This is a genomic window from Ruegeria sp. ANG-S4 (assembly GCF_000814005.1).
GTDB lineage: Bacteria > Pseudomonadota > Alphaproteobacteria > Rhodobacterales > Rhodobacteraceae > Ruegeria.
The window spans coordinates 635,342-647,751 of record NZ_JWLK01000002.1 but is presented as its reverse complement, the minus strand read 5'-3'; the positions used below and the strand labels follow the sequence as shown (position 1 = coordinate 647,751).

The window sequence follows — 12,410 nt, the reverse complement described above, 5'->3', positions numbered from 1 at the left end:
TCGTGACCAACGCGCAGGCGTTGTCGGACCAGCTGATCAAGGGCGGTCTGGACACGGTGACCCACGGCACCGACACCCATGTCGTGCTGGTCGACCTGCGCCCCAAGGGCGTCAAGGGCAACGCCACCGAAAAGGCTCTGGGCCGGGCGCATATCACCTGCAACAAGAACGGCGTGCCGTTTGATCCGGAAAAACCGACCATCACCAGCGGCATCCGCCTGGGCAGCCCCGCCGGCACCACCCGCGGCTTCGGCGAGACCGAATTCCGCCAGATCGCCGATTGGATCATCGAGGTCGTTGACGGCCTCGCCGCCAATGGCGAAGACGCAAACACCTCCGTCGAGGCCAAGGTCAAAGCCCAGGTCGCAGACCTCTGCGCAAAATTCCCTATCTATCCGAAATTGTAAAACGAAGGACCCGACCCGATGAGCTTTCACGCAATCGACCAAGCACCCGCCCGCCTGAACCGCAGCGAACTGGCTGTCCCCGGTAGCCAGCCTAGCATGTTCGAAAAGGCGGCGAAATCCGACGCCGATGTCATCTTCCTGGATCTTGAAGATGCCGTTGCGCCGGACGAAAAGGCGCAAGCCCGAAAGAACATAATCGCCGCGCTGAACGACATCGACTGGGGCAACAAGACCATGTCGGTTCGCATCAACGGGCTGGACACCCATTACATGTATCGTGACGTCGTCGATGTGGTGGAACAGGCTGGAAGGCGCCTTGACCTGATCATGATCCCAAAAGTCGGAACTGCCGCCGACGTTTATGCCGTCGACATGATGGTGACGCAGATCGAAAACGCCAAAGGCCTCAAAAAGCGCATCGGGTTCGAACACATCATCGAAACTGCGTTGGGAATGCAGAACGTCAGCGAAATTGCCGCTGCCTCCAAGCGCAATGAGAGCCTGCATTTTGGCGTCGCGGACTACGCGGCCTCGACCCGTGCGCGGACAACTATTATCGGCGGGGTTAACCCTGACTATTCGGTGCTGACCGATGCCGACGCGGACGGCGGACGCATGACCCATTGGGGCGACATGTGGCATTATGCGCTGGCGCGAATGGTTGTTGCCGCGCGCGCAAATGGCCTGCGTCCGATTGACGGGCCCTTTGGTGATTTTCAGGACCCCGACGGATACCGCGCGGCGGCCAAACGCGCGGCCGTACTGGGCTGCGAAGGCAAATGGGCGATCCACCCCAGCCAGATCTCACTGGCCAACGAAGTAATGTCGCCCGCTGCGGCCGAAGTGACCAAGGCGCAGCGTATCCTTGAAGCCATGGCCGACGCCGAATCCGCCGGAAAAGGGGCCGTGTCGCTTGATGGAAGGCTGATCGACTACGCCTCGATCCGTCAGGCCGAGGTCATGGTTGAAAAAGCCCGGCAGATCGCTGCCGCATAGACGGGAGACCGACACGGTCGATAAGCGGAAAGAAAAAGACGCCACCAGCATTGCGAGTGGCGTCAAATTTACCAATCGGCGAAGGCAACGCGGCTTACGTTGCTGCAAAGGTACTTCGGAAAACCGCTGGATTTTACCTACCCTAATCGCATGAGGGTGCTGCCGCTTCGAAACTACTGGATGACTTTTTCAGATGTCCCGCCGAGATCTGAATGGGCCTGAACGGCGGCGCATCCTGAACGGATGGATCAACCTGAACCAACGTATAGCACCCTTCGAACACCGCATGTGTCCCGTCGGTCAGGTGCGAGCGGATCACGACCGGAATGCGGGTTTCAATGGACCCGGCTGCGCCCTCGGACACCGCCTGTCCCAACCTCAACTCGACCGAACGGGTGTCATTGTACCCCGACTTGAAGTCTGCATAGTTCGGGGCAGCACCAGATTGAAAGTAACTCCACGCCCTAAGGTATTCGCTTCGGTTAATCGCATTGTAGAGCGATTGCACGACGTCCTCAGCCGACGAACGATCATCCATATAGTCCGGTGCCCCGGTCGCAACGCTGGCGTGCAAACTTACAAGGGTAACGATGAGTGGTCGCTTCATGCTCCGCAAATTCCCTTTCAATCGACGCGATCAGACCTTAGCTTCGCATCCTTTGCATGTCTGCAGCGCCGAGCAGGATCGGAAACTCTTCGCGCACCTGCGCATCCGCCGCAGCGAAGTAGTTGGGAAAATGCGACCCCAGAATGGCGTGGGCACTGTCATGCGCCCTTTCCAGCAAATCCACTTTTCCTTCATTTTCCCAGGTATCCGTACGCTCACGGTCCATCAACTGCGGATACACAAACTCCGAGTTCATGAAGCTGAGCGTGTGGGGATTGCCCAGAAAATGGCCCGGATCAATAGCACAGCTGTGAATGACATCTACGGCCATGGTTTCATCCGTCACCTCGATCCCCCGCAGCGATCGCAGGATCATGCCACCGGCCTCATTGTCAATTACCATGCTTTCAAAGCTGCAGCCCATAAGGCTTCCCAACATGCCGCCGAACTCGCAAACGCGGTTCGCTCCGGCATGAGCGGCCAGCGAAAACGTCAACGCTTTTTCAAGGCCATATTGTGCATCCGGCAGTTTTGCATCGGTCATACCCGCCCCGACCGAGGTCGGTAGACCATAGAAGTTGCCCATTTGCACCGCTGCGGCGCCGATCAACGCCTGCTCACCGCTGCCGCCGGTGAATGACCCGCTGCGCAGGTCCGTGATGAAAGGCCAGGCAGAAAAGCTGACTGGGCAGCCGGGCCGGATCAGGTTGGCGATGGCGACACAGGCAAGCGTTTCGGCAACGGCCTGTACAAGCGTTCCGGCCAGCGTTGCGGGTGCGGTGGCCCCTGCCTGCGGCGGAACAGCCAGATCGACGGTCAGGCCAAGCGTGGCGGTGTCGATCAGGATCTCCATGTTTTCGCGACCAATCCGCAGGGGCGAGACAATGGGACAGCCGCCAAACACCACGGAAGGCTTCTTCAAGAACGATCCTTCACCACCCGAGGCCAGATCGAACATGCGGATGGCATGGGGGATGTGGCTGCGGTCCCGAAACGCCAGACAGGCCGGTTTTTGGCTGGCAGACAACATGGCGTAGACCATGTTCATGTCGTGGGCAAAATCATCCTTCACATCCGTGGCCAAAACCGTGGCTCCAAGCATGTGAATGTTGTCCAGCTTGTCCACCAGCCGCGTGAAATCATAGATGTCCCGCAGATCGGATGGACGGAAGGATTTTGTTTTTGCGTCAAAGGTTGTGACCGCCGTGCCGGAGTTGGCGAAATAGACGCTTTCCGCACTGCAATGCATGTCGTCTTTTCCGGCCCGGTCCCCCCGCGCGTGGACGTAGTATTCACGCGCCGCTTTGGACAGGACATCCTCCATCAATGTGCGCGGGAAACACAACCGGTCATGGGCGTTCAGTATCGCGCCCTTGGGCAACACCAGGTCCAGCAATTCCGGAAAGTGATCTGCCAACCCGGTCTGCTCCAGGACGGTCAGAGCCGCCCGGTGAATGCTTTCTATATCGGATGTCGACAGCGGTTTATATCGACCGCCTGCCAACCCTCCATGCACGGCTTCGTTGCCGGTTGTGGCCTGGTGAAGGGCGATGCGGGCCGCGCGACCTCCGCCACGGCGGCGACCCCCGGGTTCAATTTTCTCGGTCATGGCATCTCCTCCCGCAGATCGATGATTTCCCGTCTGAACCAGTCATTCTCGGATTGCTCGGCAGGGCGTTCGAAATCCCGCGCCGCCCGGTGGCCCGCAAACACCGCATCGGCAATCAGGCCCGGCCCGGCGGCATCACCTATTTGTTGCAGGTTTCTCAGCCCCCTGCCCTTCAATTGGTCAAATAGCGTTGTGTTGCGGGTCCGTTCTGTAACGAGCACGGCGGCCGCGCACTCCGTCAGGTCCTGTTGACCGGAAAAACCGCAAACCGTTGAGACGGCATCGCTTGAAACCGCGCGCAAAACCCGGTTGCAGCGCAGTTCCACGCCCAATTCCAGCAGCCGCGCCTGAACGCGATGCTGCTCCAGAGTATGGGTCAGAAAGCTGGAAACGATGCTGTCCGTTGTGATGAACACAACCTTCCTGCCTGCGTTCGCCAGCTGTTCGGCGATAACACCTGCCAGATAGATGTGGTCATCATCATAGACAACGACAGGCCCGTCTGGCATCCGCCCAGACATGATGTCATCCGGGGTAAAAACGCGCGCTTCCGGCGCAATCAGGGGCAGGTGACGCCGCGTGTTCCGGCCCAAACCGTCAGCCCGCCACGTCGATCCCGTCGCCAAAAAGACACTTTCAATTCCCAGTTCCATAACCTGATCAGCATCCAGTTCGCTGTCAGTGAACATCTGAACATTCGCCCGTTGTTGCAGATCGTTCAGCCGGTAATCCGCCACCCTGCCCCAAGCAGCAAGCCCCGGCAGGCGACTTTCTTTCCGAACCCGCCCGCCGAACTCCGGCGCGGCTTCGGACAAGGTCACGCCATAGCCGCGCCGCGCCAGTTGCATCGCGCATTCCATCCCCGCCGGACCACCGCCGATGATCAGAACATCACTGTCGGATTTGCGTGGCGCGATAACTTCCGGATGCCATCCCCTGCGCCATTCTTCGCCAATGGTTGGGTTTTGGGTGCATCGGATCGGAATGCCCAGATTGTCGGATGCGGCACAGATATTACAGCCAATACATTCGCGGATCTCATCGAACCGCCCTTGTTCAATCTTGGCAGGAATAAATGGGTCTGCAATCGAGGGGCGGGCGGCGCCGATCAGATCAACAAGGCCTTTCCGCAACATCGACGCCATCAGATCAGGCGAAGTCAGCCGACCTACGCCAACGACAGGTTTACCCGTCACCTGTTTTACGTGGGTAAGATAGTCGTTCTGATACCCGTCCTGCGGCTGGAACCGGGTCGTAGCCGAGTCGTTGGTCCAATCTGACACGTTCACGTCCCAGATATCCGGCAGATCAGCCAATAGCTCGACCACAGCACGCCCCTCTTCGGCGGCTTGCATTCCATCCGGGCCAAGCATTTCATCAATGCCGAAGCGAAACGCAACGGCGCAGGTGTCGCCAACTGCGTCATGGGTGTCTTCCAGCAGCTCCCGCGTCAGGCGTACCCGGTTTTCTAGCGTGCCGCCGTACTCGTCGCCGCGTGTATTCAAATGGGGCAGCATGAAGTGCTGTGCCAGTGTCATGCCGTGACCGGCATAGACATAGACAATGTCGAAACCAGCCTCTTTCGCGCGCAATGCCGCCGCGCGATGCCATTCGCGAAGCGCCCGAATATCCGCCTTGTCCATCGCACTGCCCTGTTTCGGCTGATTGGTGTCGATGGACATATCCGACGGCCCCAGAACCGGTGCGCGCGAGTAAAGATTGGTCGCATGGAGTCCGTTATGAACCAACTGGATTGCCGCCAGCGCCCCATGTTCGTGAACCGCGTCCGTCATCAGTCGCAGCGCCGGAATGTCACGCGCATCCCACAGCCGTCCTTCGGCGAAAGGCGACAGATCCGATGTCGGGTGGATTTCGGTTTCCTGGGTCGAGACCACGCCCCATCCGCCCTCAGCCTTCATGCCACGCAGCGCGGCCTCGGCGCGGGGCCGCACATGCCCCAGACCTGTACAGTGCGGAACCTGATAAAACCGGTTCTTGGCCGTGACAGGACCCAGTTGGATTGGTTCGAACAGGGGTGCATAGATCTGAGAGACAGCCATCCTGTGCCCTTTCCTAAACCAACTGTTATTCCGTTATCGCATCGATCCGGTCTGTCTGTTTCGGTGAATGATCGCTGGGAGCCGGGCCGCAAGGGCCCATCCATTTGCAATCCAACCAAACCTACTTACCGCAAATGAAGCGAACACCGGCGCAAAAATTAAGAATTGCGGAAGCGATCTTAATGTTTATTCCGTATCGGTTTCGGAGTTTTCATAATTTGATCGCCGCAGATCGTTGATCATCGCTTTGGCCAGCGAAACACACATCAGCAGCAAAACAAGGCTGAAAGGCAGCGCACCGATGATCATTGAATTGGTCAACGCCTCCAACCCTCCGCCGCCCGCAACCAGCAAGGTTCCGATGACAAGGGTCAGCAATGCGCCCCAAAGAACGCGATGTTTTACGCCTGTTTCTTCGGACCCGCCTGACATGATCGTATTCATCACCAGTATTCCGGAATCAGCTGAGGTGACCAGGAATGTCATCGTCAGGACAACACACATGAAGCTGACAATGACCAGTAGATTGCCTGATATCATCTGGCTTAGGGTTACAAACAGCGTCGCAGTCGTGGAGGCAGCCAGTATCGCGCCGTCAGCATCACCGTTCAATTCAAGATCGATCGCCGATCCGCCCAGAATGGTCATCCACGCAAAGCAAACCAGCGACGGGGCGATGACAGCGCCGAAGATAAATTCGCGCACGGTTCGGCCCCTTGAGATTCGCGCCAGAAACAGCCCGACAAAGGGGGAAAACGCAATCCACCAAGCCCAGTAGAATGTGGTCCAACCGGCTTGCCATTCGAACAAACGGCCAGGTGTACCCGCTGCATACGCTGCGTCTTTGGCGGCGTCCGACATACCGGCGGCTTCGCCCTGCAACCCGGCCAGAAAGCTCTCTTTTGTTCCCCACGCGTCTGCCGCCGGAGCAAACAAATCGCCCACAAATGGCGCAGCTTCGGGCGGCAGAACCGAGGCGTAGTCGGACTCGGACATGGGCCGATATACTTCGAAGCTGAGCGGGACAAAGTTGATGATATAATCCAGAAGCGCCTGACCATATGTCGTCAGCGCAAATGCAAATGATCCGAAAACGATGAACACGGCCAAAAGGATCAATGACAGAACCAGATTCAGGTTTGAAAGGTATCTGACACCGCGCCCCACGCCAGAGACAGCCGACAAGGTGGACATGGTCATCACAAGTGCAAGGGCCAGAATCAAGCCGGCGGTCGAAGGTACGTTGATACCGTCGGTGGCTTCCATCAGCCACTGCGCGCCTGTGATCAGAAACGCGCCATCAACCAGTTGAGACACGCCATAGCCGATGGTGACGGCCACCCCAAGAATGGTCGCGATAACGCCCAGGATGTCGATTATGTGCCCGGCGACTCCGTTTGAGTATTCACCCAACAACGGCGTCAGTGCAGCACGGATCGTCAATGGCAAGCCGCGGGTATAGGCGTAATACGCGAGGCTCAGACCCGTGACCACGTAAATTGCCCAGGCATGAAAGCCAGTATGCAGAAACGTGTACCGATAGGCGCTTTCAACTGCGTCTGCGCTTTTGGGTTCCACTTCACCGGCAACGATCACCGGGTTGGTTTCCCAAAGACCCAGCGGCTCTGCCGTCGCGTAAACCATCAAACCGACACCCAATCCGGCCCCGAACATCATTGAAAACCAAGAAAAGTTGGAAAACTCGGGCCGCTCGTGTTCCGCCCCCAACCGCATACGTCCCGTTGCCGGAATGACGGCGACAAGAAACAGGAAGAACGCGAACAGAGCGACCGAAAAATCGTAGAAAACGTTGAATTCGGCAAGCAGTCCGGATTTCCATGACCGCAACGTGTCGTTTGCCGAAAGTGGCCAGACAAGCGCCCAGAGAACCAGCAGGGATACCGCGATCTTGCTGACCAGCGCGATCGGCAGGTTGTAGCCCTGATAGAACCCGCTTGTCTGCCGCTCGATCTGCAGGTCTGTAAATGGATCCTCAAGCGACATTTCTACTCCGGCTGATCAAAGCGCATTTTCCCGGCATATCGTTGTGACCACGGCCGTTTCTGATTTTCGTGTTGTCCCCAAAAGAAATCCTGATCGGTTGAAGTGCAAGCCTTTAAGCAAAATCACTTGGAGACGCGCACGAACCCGTGCGTTTCTGCAAGCGCAAGGCAGTCTTTGATTGGGCCAATCCCGTCGGTTGCCGTGTCCGACGTGATACAAGACGCGGCGGCACTGACAGCATACAGCAGCGATGTTTCTGCATCGCGCCCTTCGTGCAGGCCCAGTATGAAACCAGCGGCAAACGCATCACCGGCGGCGACGGCCGATTGGATCAACTGCGTCGGCACGTCGACGGCAGGTTGAACAAAGCGTGTGACCTCCGATCCGGCATAGGCTGCGCCTTGTGCGCGATGCAACACAACCGCCTTCTTGATACCGAAACCAAGGATTTCTTCAGCCGCTTCCGCAAGCTGGTCCAATTTGACCACCTCTGCTGACAGGTCCCTGTCCAGAAGCCAGCCCGCCTCCAACTCGTTTAGGAACAAATAATCCAGATGTGGCGCAGCACTCGCAACGATACCGCGAAAATCCGGATGGTGCCGGCTGACCAGATCAGAAACCGTGATCAACCCCGCTTTTCCAGCACGCTCCAAAACGTGGCTGGCCATGGTGCGACCATCCGCGTCTGAGGCGTCCAGAGCGTCGAGCATAGTCAGGTAGCCGAGATAGAATATTTTGGCATTCGAACGCGAAAAGTCGATGCCGTTAAGGTCCAGTTTCGCGTTTGCGCCGGGATGGTGAAAAAACGTTCTTCGCCCGGTTGACCTGACCGACATGACTTCGGTCCAAGAGGTGCCGACATCTTTGGCTTTGGCCAGCATGTCTGTGGCTATCCCATGCGCGGCGCAGTCCCGAATGATCCAATCTGCCAGCGCGTCCTCGCCAACCAGCCCAACAGCCTGCAAGGGAAATTTCGCGCCCAGCGCCGCCAGACCACGCAACAGATTGTAAGGCCCACCCCCATTGGACTTGGTTTGATCACGCACGATGGTCAGTTCGTCCTGAAGCGGGTATTCATCCACTGTATTGACGCTATCGACGATGAAATTGCCGGCGGCGATGACCCCAGATGGTTTGGGTTTCCTGATGTCCATCAGGAAACCCTAGACCCGATCCAGGGCCATATCATAGTGAAATTTCACTGCACCGAAGTGCCTTGCTGACCTGTGTCAGGCGGCGACTTCTTCAAGTGGCAGCTTTTGCGGATACGGATCGCCCCGCTTGTGCGATCCCGCAGCAGTGAACAGGACGTCCGTCGAAGAGTTCAGCCCGGTTTCGGCCGAGTCCTGCAGCACTCCGACAATGAAGCCAATGCTGACAACCTGCATCGCGGTGGCATTGTCGATACCAAACAAACTCGCGGCCATCGGGATCAGCAACAAGGACCCGCCTGCCACGCCAGAAGCGCCGGTCGCGGCAATCGCGGCAATAACGCTCAGCAACAGGGCCGAGAGGAAATCAGCCTCGATCCCGACGGTATGGACGGCTGCGAGGGTCATCACGGTGATTGTGATGGCTGCACCTGCCATATTGATGGTCGCGCCAATTGGGATCGTGACGGAATAGGTTTCTTCGTCCAGGTTCATTCGACGGCAAAGTTCCATGTTGACCGGAATGTTGGCCGCTGAGCTGCGCATGAAGAACGCCGTTATACCGGATTCCTTGAGACAGGTAAAAACCAACGGATATGGGTTCTTGCCAATACGCAGGAACACGATCAGCGGGTTCACGACCAGCGCCATCACCGCCATGCAACCCAGCAGAAGAGCCAGCAGATTGGCATAGCCGACAAGCGTTCCGAACCCGGTTTCGGCAATTGTCGCGGCGACGATGCCGAAGATGCCGATGGGCGCAAGCCGGATGATGGCCGTTACGATCTTTGTGATTGCGCCGTCCAGATCGGACATCAACGATTTTGTCGTATCGCTTGCGTGGCGAAGCACCAGGCCCAGACCAATTGCCCAGGCAAGAATGCCGATATAGTTGGCCTGTGCGATTGCATTCACCGGGTTGTCGACAATTTTCAGAAGGATGTTCTTAACCACTTCGCCAAGACCGTCCGGAGCGGCCATGGCCTGCGCCGTTCCCGACAACTGCAAAGTGACTGGAAACATGAAGCTGGCTGCAACCGCCAACAAGGCCGCCGAAAACGTGCCAATGATATACAGCATGACAACTGGCCCCATGCGGGCCTGGCTATCTTTTTTGTGGTTGGTGATTGCGGCACAGACAAGGATCAGGACCAGTACAGGGGCGACGGCTTTCAACGCGTCGACAAAGAAATCACCCAATAAGCCAACAGCCATTCCAGCCTCGGGCCAAACGGCGGCAAGCAAAACACCGGCAACGAGGCCGATTATTATTTGGTGAACGAGGCTTCCCTTCAGAATGAAGTTCATCGAACCCACCCTCTCGGATTAGGGGCCTGAAGATGCGAAAGGCGCATCAGTCAGAGCACGGTTAGGACAGAAGATTGATTAATACATGGGCATGGTGCCTAAAATTTAAACACCTGCGACATTTCCTCCCGCCCCGCCGGTAACACCCATGCAGAGCTCCAACTCCCGCTTTGAGCTCTGGAAAGATACTTTGACCATCAAGATCACGCCAATTCCAGATGAGAGTCGCGGCACCACTTCAATCCGGGCTGGTCCGTTTTCTTTTTTGAAAGCAAAAGCTTGGCTCCTTGCACAACCTCCGGCTGGTGCTAGCGGTCGAAATCAGCGCTTAGACGACGTCAGAGTGCCGCTCGATGACGTTACCGAAATGATGCCGCCACAAGTCGACGCCCAGTTTCCCACTGCGATCCAGGGACGATCCTGAAACCGCATCTGCAATCATGGTCGGCTGCAGTCCGGCATCGAACAGAAGGAACCCGGCGGCCAACACGCAGGTCTCGGCTTGAATGCCGCAAACAAGAACCCGGTCAACCTGCCAAGCACGAAACCGGTCGATGACTTCGTCAGTAGGGCTATAGCCATACTTCAGTACCGTGTGATCCGCATCAACCAGCGCATCGTCCACTGTCTCCGGTCGCCATCCCAATTGGCGAACAAAAGGCACCTTGCCCTCGTCGTAGCGCTGGACCGTCGCCACAGACGGAAATCCTGTCGCGAGTTTCTGGGCGCGTTCGACCAACCATTCAGGCGGATCAAAACAAGGTTGGACGTCGACGACAAGTACGGCTTGCTTCACGATCTGAACCTCCCGAGCCAGAACTGCATTCAAGCATGCGCCATTCCAAGCCAGCCAATCAATGTTTCAGCCTTACCAAAGGCGCAGGTCGGGGCGGAAATACGCCTCTGGGTTGAAAGACAGCCAATGCTCAACCACAGTGGGTCATGAGATTGGCCAAAAATCTCACCGAAAGGGTGCTTATTTTGCGATCAGGTATATGACTGAAACGCCAGCAACTTCGCCAACCCAAGTGCCGCTCAACCGACCATTGCTGGGCGTCAACTTTTTCGCGGGCGATGTCACCGCAGGCTTTGGCCCGTATCTTGCGATCTATCTTCTCGCCCAGTTGCACTGGTCGCCCCAGAACATCGGTTTTGCACTGGCACTGGGATCAATCGTGACCGTTCTTGCGCAGACGCCCGCCGGAGCATTGATCGACTGGACACGCGCAAAGCGGGCCTTGATGGTGCTATGCGTCACAGCGGTTGGCCTCGCAGCCCTGACCCTTGTTGTGTCAGACGAAAAAGTCGCGATCTACGGTGCCCAGGCGACAATGGGTGTCGCGCTGGCTTTCCTTGGTCCGTTGATCGCAGCGATTACACTGGGTGTTGTTGGCAGGTCGGCGTTTACCCGACAAACCAGCGCAAATCAGGCCTGGAACCACGCCGGAAACGTGGTAGCGGCAGGTATCGCCGCCGCGTTGGCATTGGCGGGGTATGTCGATGGGGTTTTCGTCCTGATATCGGCCATGTGCGTCGGCATGATCTTCTGCACCTTGTTGATCAAACCAAATCAGATTGACCACGAAGCCGCCCGCGGCGGCGTTGCGGAAGACAGCGCAGGCGGCGAGAGGCCAAGCGGTTTTGCCACCATTTTAAGCGACAAACGTTTGCTGATCTTCGGGATCTCAATCGTCCTGTTTCATTGTGCCAATGCCAGCATGCTTCCGCTGGTCAGCCAGAAAGTCGCCAGTGGCGGCGATACCAAGACCGGGATCGCATTCACATCTGCCTGCATCATCTCGGCCCAGTTCATCATGATCGGCATGGCCATATTGTGCGGTCGCACTGCGGATCATTGGGGCCGAAAACCTTTGTTCCTCATTGCGTTTTCCATTCTTCCGATCCGCGCAATTCTGTACACGCTGACCGACAATACAGTGGCCCTTGTGGCGATACAGTCTCTGGATGGCGTCGCCAACGGGATCTTTGCGGTGCTGTTCCTGCTCATCGTGTCGGATGTGACGAAAGGAACGGGACGGTTCAATATTGCACAAGGTGCATTGGCCACGTTGATCGGCGTTGGTGCATCTGTCAGCAACCTTGCCGCAGAAGAGATCGTTCAGCTGAGCAGTTACAACATGGCGTTTTACTTTCTGGGCGGCGTGTCGGTGGTTGGGGCGGTGATCTTTGCGGTCTTCATGCCGGAGACGGCGCGACACGCACGCCGAAACAATGCCGACGCCGCGCAGCTTTAGTCGGAGAAACACA

General features: G+C 57.3%; 9 protein-coding genes and 1 pseudogene. 3 read left to right on the top strand and 7 right to left on the bottom strand.

The genetic code is table 11. The features are described from left to right. Together glyA and RA28_RS10430 are read left to right on the top strand one after the other, a co-directional pair. Positions 1-407: pseudogene (gene glyA / locus RA28_RS22235) on the top strand (serine hydroxymethyltransferase); the annotation flags it as partial. Between the two features lie 18 nt (positions 408-425). Then, on the top strand, positions 426-1,403 hold the full coding sequence (locus RA28_RS10430; protein WP_039527616.1) for an HpcH/HpaI aldolase/citrate lyase family protein: 978 nt from the start codon (positions 426-428) through the stop codon (positions 1,401-1,403). A gap of 142 nt (positions 1,404-1,545) precedes the next feature. Here the strand turns inward: RA28_RS10430 and RA28_RS10425 are convergent, their stop codons facing one another. The 7 genes from RA28_RS10425 to RA28_RS10395 form a co-directional block, all read right to left on the bottom strand. After that, entirely contained in the window at positions 1,546-2,010 is a 465-nt protein-coding gene (locus RA28_RS10425; RefSeq protein WP_052261422.1) for a hypothetical protein, read from the bottom strand. Between the two features lie 37 nt (positions 2,011-2,047). Beyond that, the gene (locus RA28_RS10420) at positions 2,048-3,619 is read right to left on the bottom strand and encodes a trimethylamine methyltransferase family protein (protein WP_039527613.1); all 1,572 of its coding nucleotides are present in this window, start codon (positions 3,617-3,619) and stop codon (positions 2,048-2,050) included. Then, on the bottom strand, positions 3,616-5,679 hold the full coding sequence (locus RA28_RS10415; protein ID WP_039527610.1) for an FAD-dependent oxidoreductase: 2,064 nt from the start codon (positions 5,677-5,679) through the stop codon (positions 3,616-3,618). Before RA28_RS10415 ends, RA28_RS10420 begins: the two co-directional genes overlap by 4 nt. A gap of 186 nt (positions 5,680-5,865) precedes the next feature. Continuing rightward, positions 5,866-7,683: a BCCT family transporter gene (locus tag RA28_RS10410; RefSeq protein ID WP_039527608.1), complete on the bottom strand. Its 1,818-nt coding sequence runs from the start codon at positions 7,681-7,683 to the stop codon at positions 5,866-5,868. A 122-nt stretch (positions 7,684-7,805) separates the two neighbouring features. Then, on the bottom strand, positions 7,806-8,837 hold the full coding sequence (locus tag RA28_RS10405; RefSeq protein ID WP_039527605.1) for a carbohydrate kinase family protein: 1,032 nt from the start codon (positions 8,835-8,837) through the stop codon (positions 7,806-7,808). A 75-nt stretch (positions 8,838-8,912) separates the two neighbouring features. Continuing rightward, the gene (gene sstT, locus RA28_RS10400; RefSeq protein WP_052261421.1) at positions 8,913-10,142 is read right to left on the bottom strand and encodes a serine/threonine transporter SstT; all 1,230 of its coding nucleotides are present in this window, start codon (positions 10,140-10,142) and stop codon (positions 8,913-8,915) included. A 328-nt stretch (positions 10,143-10,470) separates the two neighbouring features. Next, positions 10,471-10,938, bottom strand: a complete 468-nt coding sequence (locus tag RA28_RS10395; protein WP_039527968.1) for an isochorismatase family protein — start codon at positions 10,936-10,938, stop codon at positions 10,471-10,473. Between the two features lie 199 nt (positions 10,939-11,137). Between RA28_RS10395 and RA28_RS10390 the strand changes: the two genes are divergently transcribed. Then, the gene (locus RA28_RS10390; protein ID WP_193747388.1) at positions 11,138-12,397 is read left to right on the top strand and encodes an MFS transporter; all 1,260 of its coding nucleotides are present in this window, start codon (positions 11,138-11,140) and stop codon (positions 12,395-12,397) included. Positions 12,398-12,410 lie beyond the last annotated feature (13 nt).